A 15,470-nucleotide genomic window follows, 5' to 3' on the forward strand; every position below is an offset into this window, starting at 1 on the left:
CAGTTAGCTGGGGCTAATCCTAGGGTCTTTACCTCGCCCGAAGGCGAGTCTTTCTATCTTTTCGCTTTAAATACTTTTCCCATCCAAACGTCCAACTTTATTTAAGCTTTTCCGGATTCAAACATTCCAGCTCTGGTAGCACAAATATACCGTCTTTTCGAATTAGGATGTCATCAAAGTAGATTTCTCCTCCGCCGTATTCTGGTGTTTGGATGTTTACGAGGTCCCAGTGAACAGAGGATTTGTTTCCGTTATTCGCTTCTTCGTATGCCATTCCTGGGGTAAAGTGGAAACTCCCCATGATTTTTTCATCAAATAAAGTATCTTTCATTGGGTGGATGATATAAGGGTTTACGCCTATGGCAAATTCTCCTATATATCGGGCACCTTCGTCGCTGTCTAGTACTTGATTTAATCTATCTGTATTATTGGAAGTAGCCTTGATAATTTTTCCATCTTTAAATTCTAAACATATATCCTGATACGTGAAGCCTTGGTATTCTGATAGTGTATTGTACGTAATCACTCCATTAACAGAGTCTTTGACAGGTGCTGTGAATACTTCACCGTCTGGGATATTTTCTTTTCCATCACATTTTATTGCTGGTAAGTCTTTAATAGAAAAACGCAAGTCTGTTCCCGGTCCCGTAATCCTTACTTTGTCTGTTTTGTTCATTAAATCAACTAGAGAATCCATAGCTATGGACATTTTTCCGTAGTCTACATTGCATACATCAAAATAAAAATCCTCAAAAGCGTCCAAACTAGTTGTAGCAAGTTGGGCCATAGCGTAATTTGGGTATCTTAGTATGACCCATTTTGTTTTATTGACGCGATAGTCTAATACTGGTCTTAAAATTTTGCTCTGCAAGACTAATTTTTCAGAGGGAACATCTGATAATTCTGATGTATTTGGGCTTGCGCTAATGGCTATATAGGCATCCATTTGTTTCATTTTGTGTAAACTATAATCTAATTGAATCTGTAATTGTTCTTCACTCGTTCCCATTAATATTTCTCTGCTAACGGAGCTATCTCCAATTTCTACAAAAGGGTATCCGCCAACAGCGTACACTTCTTTGACTAATTGTTTAACTAAATCCTTTCCCTCTATGCCGGATAAGGAGATAAGTACCTTTTCGCCCTTTTGTATGCTGCAAGAATACTTTACGAGATTTTTGGCTAATGTTTTAATTCTTGGGTCCATATGCATTCCTCCGTTTATTTGCTTTTATTGAAGTCAGATGTTTTATTTAGGTTTTTTCTATATACGTTTTAGATTATTTCACTACTAAATAAAAAAGGCACATACGTGCCTTTTTTATATTTGAATAAACTTCAGCTCGTCATTTTCTATTGTAGCTTTGATTTTGCTGCCTTGGAGTACATTGCCTCTTAGCATTTCTTCGGAGAGTCTATCTTCTATTTCCTTTTGGATGGTTCTTCTTAGTGGTCTTGCTCCGTATTCTAAATTGGTTCCTTTTGTAGCAATGAATTCTTTAGCGCTTTGGTCAAATTCTAATTCGATTTCTAGTTCTACTAATCGTTTTGATAATTGTTTTAACATTAAGTCAATGATAGAGTGGATGTGTTTGTTTTCTAATTGATGGAATACGATGACCTCGTCGATTCTGTTTAAAAATTCTGGTCTAAAGGTCTTTCTTAGCTCTTCCATAATATTGGTTCTCATCTTTTCGTATTGGCTCTCGGATTCGCTTTCAGATGTAGCAAAGCCTAAGGTTTTTTGTTTTCTAATTGTATGAGCACCAACATTTGATGTCATGATAACGACAGTATTCTTAAAGTCTACAGTTCTACCCTTACCATCTGTCAATCGACCATCTTCTAATATTTGAAGAAGGATATTAAATACATCTGGATGAGCTTTTTCGATTTCGTCTAGTAGGATTACGGAATAAGGTTTTCTTCGAACCTTTTCTGTCAATTGTCCGCCTTCGTCATACCCTACATATCCTGGAGGTGAACCGATGAGTCTAGATACAGTATGTTTTTCCATATATTCTGACATATCAATTCGTATCATTGCATCATCATCACCAAACATAGATTCTGCAAGAGCCTTACTGAGTTCTGTTTTTCCTACACCTGTTGGCCCTAAGAAGATAAAGGAACCTATTGGTCTTTTCGGATCTTTAAGCCCTACTCTTGCCCTTCTAATAGCCTTTGATACAGCTTTTACGGCTTCATCTTGACCAATTACTCTCTTATGAAGAATACCCTCTAAATCTAGGAGTCTAGCAGATTCGTCTTTAGACAGTTCTCTTACAGGTACTCCCGTCCAGCTCGCTACGATATCGGCGATTTCTTCTACCCCTACGACAGCTTCTTTGCTAATATTGTTCTTTTGTTTCCAAGATTCTTTTATGGTTTTTAGCTCTTCTTTGGCTTTGTTTTCTTTGTCTCTTATTTCAGCCGCTTTTTCAAAATCTTGTGATGCAACGGCTTCTTCTTTTTCTTGTTCTAGTTTTTCAATTTTTAATTCAATTTCTTTTATATCTGGTGGCGCTGTTAATTGAGAAAGTCTAACCTTTGAAGCCGCCTCATCGATTAAGTCAATGGCTTTATCTGGTAGATAACGGTCATTAATATATCTAGAAGACAAATCAACCGCTGCATTGATGGCTTCTTCTGTAATAGTTACTTTGTGATGCGCTTCATATCGATCTCGAAGACCTCTCAATATTTCTACAGCTTCTTCTTTGCTTGGTTCTCCAACATTTACTGGCTGGAATCTTCTTTCTAAAGCTGCATCTTTTTCAATGTGTTTTTTGTACTCATCAAGAGTTGTCGCGCCAATTGCTTGTAATTCTCCTCTTGATAAGGCAGGCTTCATAATATTAGAAGCATCAATGGCCCCCTCTGCAGCACCTGCACCGATAATTGTATGGAGTTCATCTATAAAAAGAATAATATTATCTGCATTTCTTATTTCTTCCATAGCGCTTTTTAATCGGTCTTCAAATTCTCCACGATACTTAGCACCTGCTACCATAGAAGACATATCTAAAGAAATAACTCTCTTATTTTTAAGATTTTCAGGAATATTTCCTTCTGCAATTTTTTGAGCTAATCCTTCAGCAACAGCTGTTTTACCAACTCCTGGTTCTCCTATTAGAACTGGATTATTTTTTGTTCTGCGACTTAGTATTTGAATGACTCGTTCTATTTCCTTTTCACGGCCAATAACAGGATCTAATTGACCTTGAGATGCCATAACTGTTAAGTCTCTGCCATATTTGTCTAATGTCTTGGTATTGCTATTTTTTGCTACATTGCCTTTATTGCTTTGATTTACTGTATTGTTCATTAACTTGATGATTTCTTCTCTGATTTTCTCAAAACTCAGGTTCATATCTAGTAGGATTTTGGCGCCTACACCTTCACCTTCTCGAATAAGTCCAAGTAAAATGTGCTCTGTTCCAATATAGCTTTGGTTTAGAGCTCTCGCTTCCATTAAACTGAGTTCCAAAATTTTCTTTGTTCTAGGAGTATAGCCAATAATCTCATTAACTTCTCTTTCTCCCTTACCTACTAAATTTTCAATTTCTATACACACACTTTCATATTTAATACCTAGATTCTTAAGAGCTATCGCTGCTACCCCTTCTCCTTCTTGAATTAATCCAAGAAGTAAGTGTTCCGATCCAATATAATTATGATTAAGTTTTTTTGCTTCTTCTTGCGATAATACTAATACTCTTTGAGCTTTTTCTGTAAATCTTCCAAAAATAGGCATATACTTGCCACCTCCTATGTATTGTTTTTCCCTAAAATTTTTCTTATATGCTCTGCCCTGGTGTTGTCTAATTTGTTTGTTATTGGAATCCCATAAGTATGGGATAAAATCCCTGGTTGAATAGATAACATCAATCGATTAATCTCAGAAATATCCTTCTGAATAATCTCTAAATCCGTTCCTAAGCGGATAAGAGATATGAGCTTCATACTTTCTTCCACAGTGATTGTTCTTGCATTTTCTAATATTCCTAAAGCTCTAAAAACTTTGTCCTCAAGATATATTCTATTATTGCTTAGCATTTCATTTCTTACATTTCTTTCTCTTTTGATGATTTCTTTTATTACATTGTGTAAATTACCAATAATCGTTTCTTCATTAAGTCCTAGTGTTATTTGATTGGAAATCTGATATAAATCACCTAAAGATTGACTGCCTTCTCCATAAATCCCTCTAATTGTGATGCCAAAACGAGCTAATGTTTGAATTAGATCGTTCATTTGATTACCTAAAGTTAAGGAAGGCAAATGAATCATAACAGAAGCCCTCATCCCTGTTCCTACATTAGTTGGGCAAGCTGTTAAGTATCCATATTTGTCGTCAAAGGCATACCGAATTTTTTCCTCTAATAAATCATCTATTTCATTGGCAATTTCAAAAGCACGGCGTAATTGAAAGCTATCTAATATGCATTGAATTCGTATATGATCTTCTTCATTTACCATAATACTTACACATTCATCTTTGCGAATAAAAACAGCGGCTTCATCGTTCTTGCTCCATTCCTTACTCGTTAAATGTTTTTCTACTAAGATTCGCTTTTCATTTGTGTTTAAATCTTTAACCGCCACTTTATTAAAAGAAGGCATCGATTGATCTTGATTGTTGAGAGCTCCTTCTACTAATCCAATGACTTTTTTACTATCTACTTCTTGAATCATCGCTGCAAAAGGCAATTCCTTAATATTTCGAGCTAATCGTACACGACTGCTTATTACTATATCTTTTTCTTTATAATCTGTTGACATTTTAACACCTCGAAGAATTAACTATTGATACTATTTTGCTCTTCAATCGTTTTTTTAATCGCTTTTATTTTATCTCGGTATATTGCAGCATCTTCATACTCCTCTAGCTCCACTGCTTTTGTTAATTTTGCATTTAACTTGGTCAATTCTCTTTCTAATCTTAAATTTTCGCCCCCATGCTTTACAAGCTTACCAATATGCTGATCTTTGCTATGCATTTTTTTGATCATAGGGTTGATGTGCGAGCGAAAGGTATGGTAACATACCTGGCATCCAAACTTTCCATATTTTTTAAAAGTATCATAGTCCATGCCACAAGCTGGGCAAACACATGGATTGTTTTTGTTTTCATTTATTTCGCTAGATTGTTGAGCGTACTCTCCTAAATCTAAAAAGTTTGCAATAAAACTTGGAAAGTTAAAGGATATGTTATAGGTATCCTGTAATGAAGAGCATTGCTCACAAAGATGTATCTCCTTTTTTTCACCATTGGTAATCTGCGTAATATGGATTGAGGCAGACTTTTGATTACAGTTTTGACAAAGCATATTATCCCTCCTTAAGGGGTTAAATTTACAATCTTACTGGTTTTCATCTTCCCCTGAATGCTCTTTAATAATCTTATATACGACTCCTCTGTTTAACTCAAGTATCTCTCCAATTTTGCGTATTGAAAGTATTCCTGTGTTTTTTAACATTAGAACCAGATGAGTACGATGACTCTTATTTTGTTTATACCCCAGTTCGCTTAATTTAATATTATTTTTTGCTAAATATATTTCTAACATGCGATTAATTTTGTTTTCAATGCTGTCCTTTACATCTAAAAACAGATCTTTGTTCTCTGTTTTTGTATATACTTTAAATTTATGAACAGCTTCCCTTGTATTAGAATCAAATTGAGCTAATATCATTTTTTTATAAAAAATAACTGCATCATCATTTATCTGGGTATATTCTTTATAACTACTCCATTTATAAGCATCGTGTTTTTGTACAATGCCATTACTAATGGGACCGTTGTGGATAAATCTTATTATTGGAAGAATATATTTTTTCTCTCTTATACACGAACTCTTAAATCGATCATAAAACACATGACCCGTTCGCTGGTATTTGCAATTGTAATAATAGGCATACGTGACATTTACTTTCTTCATGATGGTTGAGATATCGTATTTCTCAATTTTTAACAAGAAATGTGCATGGGTATCAAGTATGCAATAAGCGAGTAGCTTTAATAAATCAACATCAGAGTAGTCTTTTAAGATTTGTAGGATTTTCTCCTTATCTTCGTCGTCAAAAAATATTTTTTGTTTGTCATTTCCTCTTACTAGTACATGATAATAAGATAAATCACTAATTTCCCTTGGAACTCTAGACAAGATACCACCTCGTTTTAGTCACTAGTCACTGGTCCTTAGATGCTAGCTTGCATGGATTTCTTCGAAGGATTTATGAAACTAGAATCTGCCTTTTGTATACAGTGTATGCATAATCGTTAATTGGTAGAGCTCCTTCAATGCACCTTAGATGACTCCGACAGTTCGTTGGAATCTTTCTTTTGCCTATGGGCGACTAAAGGTTTTGCTGACTACCTTATACCTTATTCTATCACCATACTATTTATAAGTAAACAAAAAGTTGACAAAAAGAACCGTTCTTTTTGTCAACTTTTTTTTACGCATTGAATACTTTATGTCCAATCCATGAATTTAGATTGCTTTTTTATTAGCAGTTATTGTTTCTGTTTTTGTTTTGAGCATTTCTATTATTATTGTTTTGGGTATTTTGGTTGTTGTTGTTGTTTTGGTTATTATTGTTGTTGTTGTTATTTTGTGCGTTTCTGTTGTTATTGTTCTGAGTATTTTTGTTATTGTTGTTGCTTGTGTTTTGTGCGTTTCTGTTGTTGTTATTGTTGTTATTGTTTCTTTCCATATTAAGGACTCCTTTTTTTGTTTAATATAGTTTTCATTAGTATTATTGACAGTTTTCTATTTTTTATTTATTTATTTTCTTTTTTATTTTCTTTTTCATTTTCTTTTAGATAATAATTTGTATTATCCTGGGACAACATATCGCCCTTATTCGTTATACCGTGTTCATAAAGCTGATCGTTTAAAAATTCTCCTACCGTTTTATCACGCATTGCTTCTTTGAATTCTTCACTCTTTTTTCTCTCTGTATGTTTATCCATTTAGATCTCCTTTCCTTTCGGTCTGCTTTATCTTTTGTACATTAGATAAAATTATTCGAGCAAATAGCGGAAATAAAAAAACAGGAAATGACAAAATCGTCATTTCCTGTTTTTTATAAAATTTTAATAAAATCCGTATTCTAATTGTTTCTACTTTGCGCTTTCCGCAGCCTTTTCAATTACTTTTTCCGCTATATTTGCTGGAACTTCTTCGTAGCGTTCGAATTCCATTTCAAACTCTCCTCTTGCCTGAGTTAAAGAGCGGAGTTCTGTAGCGTATTTGAACATTTCTGCTAGGGGAGCTTCTGCTACAATCTTTTGGCCTTTATCGGCAGGTTCCATACCTAGAACATGGCCTCTTTTTTTATTTATATCGCCTATTACATCTCCCATATATTGGTCTGGTACAGTTATTTGTACTTTGTAGATAGGTTCTAAGAGTACTGGGTTTGCAGCTTTCATGCCTTTTTTATAGGATAGAGATGCTGCCATTTTAAAGGACATTTCATCGGAATCTACAGAATGGTAAGAGCCATCGTGTAAAGTTGCCTTTAGCCCTACTACAGGGAATCCTGCTAAAACGCCTTCTTTTCTGCATTCTTGTAAACCTTTATCTACCGCAGGAATAAAGTTTCTAGGTACAGCTCCTCCTACTACTTTATCTACAAATTCGTATTCGATATCTGTCGTTCCTATTGGTTCAAAATCTACAAGCACATGACCGAATTGACCTCTACCACCAGATTGCTTTTTATGCTTTCCTTCTGCAGTCGCTTTTTTCTTTATGGTTTCTCTATATGGAATCTGTGGATCTTTAAGAAGGATATCTACACCAAATTTATTTTTCATCTTTTCTTGTATGATCTCTAAATGCATTTCACCCATACCAGATATAATTGTCTGTTTTGTTTCGTCATTTCGATATACTTTAATAGTTGGGTCTTCCTCTTGTAGTCTTTGTAGACCTACGCCAATTTTGTCTTCATCGCCCTTTGTCTTTGGCTCAATAGCCATAGATAAATTAGGCTTTGGAAACTCTATTGATTTATAGTTCACAGGCTCCTTTGGATCGGACAAGGTATCTCCTGTAGTTGTATCGGATAATTTTGAAAAGGCCCCTATGTCTCCTGCTTCAAGTTTGTCTACTTCTATTTGTTTCTTCCCTTGTAAAACATAAAGGTGAGAAATCTTTTCTTTTTTATTTGTTCTCGTATTTAATAGTTCCATACCAGATTTTATAGTTCCTGATATGGCTTTAAATTGCGACAATCGCCCTACATATGGATCTACTATAGTTTTAAATATGAATGCAGAAGCAGGTGCTTCTGAGGAGATTTTTCTTTCTTTTTGTATATCTTCTGGTGACGGGAAAAATCCAATAATCATATTTGCTAACGTTTCAACGCCTACATTTAAATGACCAGAGGCACATAAAATTGGAACTAACTCTCCTTCTAATACCCCTTTTCTTAATCCTTTATGAATTTCTTCATTTGTCAGCTCTTCACCGTTAAAATACTTGTCCATAAGCTCTTCTGTGCTTTGAGCAACGGATTCTACAATCATCTCTCTATAAGGAGATATGGAGTTTAAAGTCTCTGGTGGTAATTCAATATCGATGCAGCAATTTCCGCTTCTTTCTCTTCCTGTCATATCTACTGCATTTAGTACACCTTTAAAGCCTTCCCCTTCTCCATAGGGAATTTCAAATGGAACCGCCTTAGGTCCTAATGTGTTTTTGATTTGCTCCATAACGGTTTCAAATTGTGCATTATCTCGGTCCATTTTGTTCACTAAAATAAAGGTAGGAATTTTTTTTGCTTGAACATACTCCCACGCTTTTATTGCGCCAACTTCTAGACCCGAAAGGCAATCAATGACGATTACTGCACAATTGGCTACATTTACTGCACTTACTAATTCGCCAACGAAGTCAAAGTAACCTGGCACGTCAAATATATTTAATTTGTGGTCTTTGAATTCAATCGGTACGATAGATGTGCTAATGGAGATTTGTCTTTGAATTTCTTCTTGATTAAAATCAGATAAGGTATTGCCGTCTTCAATTCTTCCCATTCTGTCGGTCATTTTTGCATTAAAAGCCATCGCTTCAAGGATTGTGCTCTTTCCACTTCCGCTGTGCCCTAATAATACTACATTTCTTATTTGCCTAGTTGGATACGTTTTCATCTTGAATCTTCCTCCTCGTCAAAATAATCTTGCTATAGTATAACTTCATTATAACCTTTTAAAATGTGAACTTATTATTATTTTATATCATTTCAAATCATATATCTATAGTTTAATCTAACTTAGTTGCAAAAATCCTCACAATAAGGAGGATTTTAAACAGCTATTTTTTCTCTTAATTTTTTAAAAATCTTTTTTTCTAGTCTAGATATGGTCATTTGTGAGACGCCTAATTCGATTGCTATTTCATTTTGACTTTTATTATTATAGAATCTGTCGACGATAATCTTTTTATCGTATTTTGACAGGTTATCAAATATCGTACGCAGGAAATCTTTATTTTCTATTTCAGCTATTTTTGTATCTTCTAAACCTAAGACTTCAAATAAAGACAAGTCGCTATCATCGTTTGAATTAGATACTTTTACATCCAATGATGTAGGCTGGTAGGCAAAACTGCCCTCCATAGCTTCTATAACCTCTTCGTGAGTGAGATTAAGGTAATTTGCTATATCATCTACTGTAGGTACTTTCATCAATTTATGTTGCAATTCTTCTTTTGCTTGGTTTATTCTTCGATAGGAATCTTGTATCCTTCTAGGTACCTTGATAATCCACTCTTTGTCTCTAAAATACTTCTTGATTTCTCCTAATATGGTAGGTGTAGCAAAGCTTGAAAATTCAAATCCTTTACTTGGATCAAATCTTTCTATTGCATAAATCAAACCTAAGCTAGCTACCTGATAGATATCATCATATTCCACACCTTTGTTGACATACTTTTTTGATAAAATTTCAGCTATAAAGGCGTGTTCTTCGAATATCTTATTTCTTAATTGATGATCTTTGGTAGCTATATACTCACTAAATAACTTATCGATATACGCCTTACGATTAAGGCTCTTATTATTTTGAGAAGCCGATAGACCTTTACTCATGCAACTACTCCCTCATGTTTTTAATCATACGTATGCTGGCTCCATTATTTTCTCGATTTGTAATTTCTACTTCATCCATTAGAGTCTGAATAATGTATAATCCTAAGCCGCTTTCCTTTGGATGGTCTAAATCTGGGGTTTTTATATTTTCTATATCTATACCCTTACCATCGTCACATACATCGATTATAAGCTTTTTTTCTTTAATTGTATAGTGTACAAAATACTTTCCCCCTTCTTTTTTACTACCGTGCTTAAGGGCATTAGTACACGCTTCTGATACAGCAACCTTTAAATCTTCAATATCATCTACATCAAATCCCATTCTATCAGCAACGCCTGATAGAGCTAATCTAGCTACACTTACAAACTCAGGAGCATTAGGCAGTGTAAGGCTTACTATCATATTCTTTTCCATTCTTTCCATTCCTTCAATTCCTCCACTTATTCAACTGAAAATATTCTTATAATTCCGGTAATTTCAAACAGTTTTTTTACATTGGAGCGCAAATTGATAATTTTAATGTCCGTATCCTTATATTTACCTTTTATTCCTATAAGTGCTCCTATGCCGGTACTATCTATGTACCCCAAATCTCCAAAATCAAAAACAATCTTTTTAGGATTCTGTTTCATCTTGTCATCTATAGCTTCTTTTAATTGATCCACAGTGTAAATATCTACTTCACCATTTAATTTAATTTGGTAATGATCTTCTTCTATTTTTGTTGTTATTGATAACAAAGTACTTCCCCCTCGTTAAGCTTACTGTGCTTTTTTAATCTATTGTGTATTAATTTCCATAATGCGCCATATAGACCTTTCAACCATTGTTCAAAAAGGGAGACACGTTAAACGTGTCTTCATATTTTACCCTTTGTTTTCCTTCTTTTTCCTGTAAGTGATTGAACAATACCAATTGCTGAATGTGTATATCTTAGCGTTTTTAAGACTGGTCTGAGAATATAGCTCTTTGTGGTAGCAACAGTTTTTTGTACATCTGTGACAGACTTCTTTACAGAGTGTAATGTTTCCTCTACGCTATCCATTACTTCCGACGAACTATTTGTTATGCTCTGAACATCTTTTATGATATCGTCAATTTGTTTTCTGTTTTCTGAAACCGTTTTAGTTATGTCCTCTACAGCTATTGTCAAGCTTTTCATCGTCTTGGCTAGGTATACAGCACCTACTACAAAGGCAATTCCTATTAAAAGAATACCCGCTTCCCATAAGTGGATTGGTTCAAACATTATTATTTCACCTTCTAGCTTCTATGTGTATTTGAGCTATATTTGAGTATCTTGAGGATCTGGATCTTCATCTAATTCTTCTTCTATATCGTCAATAGCATCTTCTACTGAATCCTTCATATCCTCTAGTTTATCTTCTAACTCTGTTTTGTAATATTTCATTTTGTCCGATACTTTATTGCTTAAATTTTCAACTTTTTCGTTTATTTCATCCTTATATTCACCCATTTGATCCACGGCATCATTGCTTAAGTCTTTAACATTATCGATAAAATCTTCACTTTTATCTTTTAATTTTTGTATGGTGCCTTTTCCCGATTCTGGAGCTAATAAAATACCAGCGATTCCTCCAAGAATTGTACCTAATAAGACACCACTCATAAAATCTGAACTTTTAGACATAATTTCCCCTCCAATTTATACTTTTTTAAAATTATACCCCAATATTTGGATTGTAAACAGTTTTTTCAAAATTTTTATATTAAGTGGTAAGACGTTGAGTAAATGCACAATAAACAACTTAAAAATACATATGCAAATTTCTTAAAAATGATTGGGTCATTTCCCTAGCAGCATTCTCCTACCTTTTTGCTTATCTCTTTCGTATTGAAACCCACTTTGTAAAACAATTTTTGCATATTAAAAAAGAAATCAAACAGCGGTTTTTATCCTGCTACTGATTCCTTTTTTATACTATTTTCTGTATTCCGCTTGCTTTTCTTAAATTGTCCTACAACACCTTGGACTACGAGGATATTTTTTTATTTTTTATGCTTCTCCAAATTTGCTTTCGATTAAAGCTACTAATGCAGCTAATGCAGTTTGTTCATCTTCGCCGTCTGCTTCAATTGTTAATACTGTGCCTTTTGAAAGGCCTGCTGCCATGATTCCCATGATGCTTTTTGCATTGATTTTTTTATCGCCTTTAATAATATTGATTTCTGATTTATATTTTCCTGCTTCTTGTACAAACATTGATGCTGGTCTTGCATGTAATCCTGTTGCGTTTAATACTGTAACCTCTTTATTTACCAATTGATTTTCCTCCTAAATAATTGTAATATTTAATTTCTTTAATTCTTCTGTTACCATGGCCATTACTTCATCAGCTGTTGCAAGCTCTAGTGCCTTTTGAGCAATTTCTTGAGCTTCTTTTAATGTAACGCTTCTAATGATCTTTTTGATTTGTGGAATACTAGACGCGCTCATACTAAATTCATCTAGGCCTAGACCTAGTAAGATTAATGCTGCAAGAGGCTCTCCTGCCATTTCTCCACACATTCCAGTGAATTTACCTTCATGTTGGTGAGAAGCTTTTATTACATTATGAACCAATCTCAAAATTGCAGGATTGAATGGTTGATATAAATAGCTTACGTTTTCATTCATTCGATCTACTGCTAAAGTGTATTGGCATAAATCATTTGTACCAATGCTAAAGAAGTCTACTTCTTTTGCAATAATATCTGCACAAACTGCTGCAGATGGAATTTCTACCATGACACCTACTTTAAGGTCTTTATCATAAGCTATGTTTTCAGCATCTAGTTCTTTTCTACACTCATCTAAAATGACTTTTGCTTGTCTTACTTCATCTACATTTGAGATCATTGGAAACATAATGAGTGCTTTTCCAAATGCACTAGCTCTTAAGATGGCGCGAAGTTGCGTTTTAAATAAGTCTTTTTCAACAAAACAAAGTCTTACTGCCCTTAAGCCTAAGAATGGATTCATTTCCTCCTCTAATTGTAAATATGGAAGTTTTTTATCTCCACCAATGTCTAAAGTTCGGATGATGATAGGCATACCTTTCATGCCTTCTAAAACCTCTTTGTATGCTTTAAATTGCTTTTCTTCACTTGGCATCTCATCGCTGTCCATATATAGGAACTCTGTACGGTATAGACCTACGCCTTGTCCGCCATTTCGAGTAACGCCTTCGATGTCTTTTGGTGTACCAATATTTCCAACGAGCTCTACTACATGTCCATCTTTTGTTTCTGCTGGAAGCTCTTTTAATTCTTCGAGCTCTTTTCTGAATTTTTCATATTCTGCTTTTTTGTCTTGGTAGCTCTTAAGTACTTCTTCTTCAGGATTAATAATTACTTCTCCTGTCATACCATCTACTATAATAATATCTCCATCGTTTGCACTAGAAGTAATATTTTTTAATCCTAATATTGCTGGAATCTCTAAACTTCTAGCCATGATTGCTGTATGAGAAGTTCTTCCTCCGATATCTGTAGCAAAGCCTTTAACTCTTTGTTTGTTCATTTGTGCCGTATCAGATGGCGTTAAATCCTTTGCAATAATGATTACATCTTCTGAAATTTCGCTTAGGTTTTGTGTTTGTACACCTAATATATTTCGAATTAATCTAGAACCAACATCTTTAATATCTGCAGCTCTTTCTTTCATGTATTCGTCTTCCATCATGCCGAAGATCATTACAAATTGCTCTGTTACTTGATTTGCCGCATTTTCTGCTGTAATTTTTTCACTATTGATTACTTGTTCTATTTGCCCTGTATATTCAGGATCGTCTAGAATCATTAAGTGAGCATCAAAGATTTTAGCTTCCTCTTCACCTAATTCTTCGATTGCTTTTTGCTTTATGTTATTTATTTGAAGTCTTGCATTATCAATTGCATCTTTTAGTCTAGCGCATTCGTCATGTACGTTTTCGATTTTGGCAGTATTGATTTCAATCACAACATCCTTTAATATGAATGCTTTACTGATTGCAATGCCTGGTGACGCACCAATTCCCTTCACTGCATTTCCTCCTTCTGTTAACATAATATAATCTACTGTTAATGTAGGTATTACAAAGAACCTATTCGATATTCTATCACAATTTTTTTTGGCTTTCTACATGTAATGGTTTGCAGATTATTGCTTAATTCGTCTCAATTTTATTTACCCATTTACAGGTTTATTATTCATCTTTAGTATGCTTTGTCCATATTTTATGACAAACATAAACTCTTAGGTACGTACCTAAGAGTTTATGCGTAGAGATTCTTCACTTCAATTTAGTATAACTCCTGACAGAGTCTACGTTTTTACCTCACCCCAAGGCGAGTTTTGCTTACCACCTAGGGTAATACCCATTTATCTTGTCCAAAGGGGGTATTACCCTGTTAGGGTTGACGCGGTTTGTGGCGACTAAAAGGAGCTACAAGGCCGCAACCTACGACATGTTACCTTATTACCATCTCCATTCATACTGCTAAGATCAACTTTAGCACAATTAATAAAATTAGCCCCGGGATCCCAAAAATACCTATTACTAGAGCATTCCATGGATTTACTCCGATATCGAAGTTAAACATATTTAAGAGCAAGAGCAACAATCCACCTATTATACTATTGATAAAGACGGACACAACGAAGCGTACTGGTATTTTGAATGCCTTAAATAATGTGCTTCCCAAAAAATATAAGATTAACAAACCAATAGAATAAGCTAAAATTGCATCTGTTTCTAATCCTAAGCCCATTTTTAATATCACCATCCTTTGTCCTAATATATAGGTATTTCAGTATGGTAATATTTATTCGCTTTTTATAATTCAGCTTTAATCTTTTCTTTTTTGGCTTTCTTTAATAAGTAATTGTAAAAGTATTCATTGGCGAGAATTTTATGTGCAGCATAGTCTACTAAGTCTGGGTCCGTTACATTGGTGAAAAAGTTTTTTGACTGTTCTAACTCGAGCTTGGCCTTCTCAATCAATCCGACAAAGTATTTATTTTGATTTTTTGTTTGTATTTTTTCTTTTTCTGCTTGTCTTTTGTGTTTAAAAGCTTGAATTTCTATTTTAATAGTCTCTACATGTTGATTCATCCTCTTTTTATCCATTACAATCTTTTTATTCTTTTCTACTTTATCCAATCATAAACCCTCCAAATCCATCTATTATACTATTGATCATTGCATCTGTTTCTAATACTAAGCCCATTTTCAATATCACCATCCTTTGTCCTAATATATAGGTATTTCAGTATGGTACTATTTATTCGCTTTTTATAATTCAGCTTTAATCTTTTCTTTTTTCGCAAATTTCAAGTTTAAGTTAGCCACCCTTGTGATTCTGTTGCTAGGTC

The 15,470-nt window shown here is 34.2% G+C and carries 17 protein-coding genes; all 17 read right to left on the bottom strand.

Features of this window, described 5'->3' with window-relative positions; all coding sequences use genetic code 11:
* Positions 1-97: 97 nt before the first annotated feature.
* The 17 genes from Q7P22_RS12680 to Q7P22_RS12760 all read right to left on the bottom strand — a co-directional run bounded on the left by Q7P22_RS12680 (position 98) and on the right by Q7P22_RS12760 (position 15,258).
* Positions 98-1,207 carry an aminopeptidase gene (locus Q7P22_RS12680; RefSeq protein WP_303864700.1) on the bottom strand — a complete coding sequence of 370 codons (1,110 nt, stop codon included), beginning with the start codon at positions 1,205-1,207 and terminating at the stop codon, positions 98-100.
* A gap of 114 nt (positions 1,208-1,321) precedes the next feature.
* Entirely contained in the window at positions 1,322-3,751 is a 2,430-nt protein-coding gene (locus Q7P22_RS12685) for an ATP-dependent Clp protease ATP-binding subunit (protein WP_303864732.1), read from the bottom strand.
* A gap of 20 nt (positions 3,752-3,771) precedes the next feature.
* Positions 3,772-4,785, bottom strand: a complete 1,014-nt coding sequence (locus Q7P22_RS12690; RefSeq protein WP_303864702.1) for a protein arginine kinase — start codon at positions 4,783-4,785, stop codon at positions 3,772-3,774.
* A 17-nt stretch (positions 4,786-4,802) separates the two neighbouring features.
* Positions 4,803-5,333: a UvrB/UvrC motif-containing protein gene (locus Q7P22_RS12695; protein WP_303864704.1), complete on the bottom strand. Its 531-nt coding sequence runs from the start codon at positions 5,331-5,333 to the stop codon at positions 4,803-4,805.
* A gap of 33 nt (positions 5,334-5,366) precedes the next feature.
* Entirely contained in the window at positions 5,367-6,170 is an 804-nt protein-coding gene (locus Q7P22_RS12700) for a transposase (protein ID WP_303864706.1), read from the bottom strand.
* 346 nt (positions 6,171-6,516) lie between these two features.
* On the bottom strand, positions 6,517-6,723 hold the full coding sequence (locus Q7P22_RS12705; protein ID WP_303864708.1) for a hypothetical protein: 207 nt from the start codon (positions 6,721-6,723) through the stop codon (positions 6,517-6,519).
* 67 nt (positions 6,724-6,790) lie between these two features.
* Positions 6,791-6,982: a hypothetical protein gene (locus tag Q7P22_RS12710; RefSeq protein WP_303864710.1), complete on the bottom strand. Its 192-nt coding sequence runs from the start codon at positions 6,980-6,982 to the stop codon at positions 6,791-6,793.
* Positions 6,983-7,132: 150 nt separating this feature from the next.
* Positions 7,133-9,172 carry an elongation factor G gene (fusA, locus tag Q7P22_RS12715; RefSeq protein WP_303864712.1) on the bottom strand — a complete coding sequence of 680 codons (2,040 nt, stop codon included), beginning with the start codon at positions 9,170-9,172 and terminating at the stop codon, positions 7,133-7,135.
* Positions 9,173-9,327: 155 nt separating this feature from the next.
* The gene (locus tag Q7P22_RS12720) at positions 9,328-10,110 is read right to left on the bottom strand and encodes a SigB/SigF/SigG family RNA polymerase sigma factor (RefSeq protein WP_303864714.1); all 783 of its coding nucleotides are present in this window, start codon (positions 10,108-10,110) and stop codon (positions 9,328-9,330) included.
* A 4-nt stretch (positions 10,111-10,114) separates the two neighbouring features.
* Entirely contained in the window at positions 10,115-10,537 is a 423-nt protein-coding gene (locus Q7P22_RS12725; RefSeq protein ID WP_303864716.1) for an ATP-binding protein, read from the bottom strand.
* A 17-nt stretch (positions 10,538-10,554) separates the two neighbouring features.
* A complete protein-coding gene (locus tag Q7P22_RS12730) occupies positions 10,555-10,854 on the bottom strand; it encodes an STAS domain-containing protein (protein WP_303864718.1) in 300 nt (99 codons plus the stop codon).
* A 119-nt stretch (positions 10,855-10,973) separates the two neighbouring features.
* Positions 10,974-11,363: a DUF948 domain-containing protein gene (locus tag Q7P22_RS12735; protein WP_303864720.1), complete on the bottom strand. Its 390-nt coding sequence runs from the start codon at positions 11,361-11,363 to the stop codon at positions 10,974-10,976.
* A 36-nt stretch (positions 11,364-11,399) separates the two neighbouring features.
* A complete protein-coding gene (locus Q7P22_RS12740) occupies positions 11,400-11,765 on the bottom strand; it encodes a YtxH domain-containing protein (protein ID WP_303864722.1) in 366 nt (121 codons plus the stop codon).
* A gap of 366 nt (positions 11,766-12,131) precedes the next feature.
* Complete coding sequence (locus tag Q7P22_RS12745; RefSeq protein WP_303864724.1) at positions 12,132-12,398, bottom strand: HPr family phosphocarrier protein; 267 nt, start codon at positions 12,396-12,398, stop codon at positions 12,132-12,134.
* Positions 12,399-12,410: 12 nt separating this feature from the next.
* Positions 12,411-14,138 carry a phosphoenolpyruvate--protein phosphotransferase gene (gene ptsP / locus Q7P22_RS12750; RefSeq protein ID WP_369695539.1) on the bottom strand — a complete coding sequence of 576 codons (1,728 nt, stop codon included), beginning with the start codon at positions 14,136-14,138 and terminating at the stop codon, positions 12,411-12,413.
* A 449-nt stretch (positions 14,139-14,587) separates the two neighbouring features.
* On the bottom strand, positions 14,588-14,881 hold the full coding sequence (locus Q7P22_RS12755; protein WP_303864728.1) for a pro-sigmaK processing inhibitor BofA family protein: 294 nt from the start codon (positions 14,879-14,881) through the stop codon (positions 14,588-14,590).
* 50 nt (positions 14,882-14,931) lie between these two features.
* On the bottom strand, positions 14,932-15,258 hold the full coding sequence (locus Q7P22_RS12760; protein ID WP_303864730.1) for a DUF2508 family protein: 327 nt from the start codon (positions 15,256-15,258) through the stop codon (positions 14,932-14,934).
* Between the last annotated feature and the right edge of the window lie 212 nt (positions 15,259-15,470).

It is taken from the genome of Alkalibaculum bacchi (assembly GCF_937875145.1).
GTDB classification, from domain to species: domain Bacteria; phylum Bacillota; class Clostridia; order Eubacteriales; family Alkalibacteraceae; genus Alkalibaculum; species Alkalibaculum bacchi_A.

Coding starts and splice junctions, on each gene's coding strand:
- Q7P22_RS12680 (WP_303864700.1), bottom strand. CDS start 1,207: ATGGACCCAAGAATTAAAACATTAGCCAAAAATCTCGTAAAGTATTCT.
- Q7P22_RS12690 (WP_303864702.1), bottom strand. CDS start 4,785: ATGTCAACAGATTATAAAGAAAAAGATATAGTAATAAGCAGTCGTGTA.
- Q7P22_RS12695 (WP_303864704.1), bottom strand. CDS start 5,333: ATGCTTTGTCAAAACTGTAATCAAAAGTCTGCCTCAATCCATATTACG.
- Q7P22_RS12705 (WP_303864708.1), bottom strand. CDS start 6,723: ATGGAAAGAAACAATAACAACAATAACAACAACAGAAACGCACAAAAC.
- Q7P22_RS12710 (WP_303864710.1), bottom strand. CDS start 6,982: ATGGATAAACATACAGAGAGAAAAAAGAGTGAAGAATTCAAAGAAGCA.
- fusA (WP_303864712.1), bottom strand. CDS start 9,172: ATGAAAACGTATCCAACTAGGCAAATAAGAAATGTAGTATTATTAGGG.
- Q7P22_RS12720 (WP_303864714.1), bottom strand. CDS start 10,110: ATGAGTAAAGGTCTATCGGCTTCTCAAAATAATAAGAGCCTTAATCGT.
- Q7P22_RS12725 (WP_303864716.1), bottom strand. CDS start 10,537: ATGGAAAGAATGGAAAAGAATATGATAGTAAGCCTTACACTGCCTAAT.
- Q7P22_RS12735 (WP_303864720.1), bottom strand. CDS start 11,363: ATGTTTGAACCAATCCACTTATGGGAAGCGGGTATTCTTTTAATAGGA.
- Q7P22_RS12740 (WP_303864722.1), bottom strand. CDS start 11,765: ATGTCTAAAAGTTCAGATTTTATGAGTGGTGTCTTATTAGGTACAATT.
- Q7P22_RS12755 (WP_303864728.1), bottom strand. CDS start 14,881: ATGGTGATATTAAAAATGGGCTTAGGATTAGAAACAGATGCAATTTTA.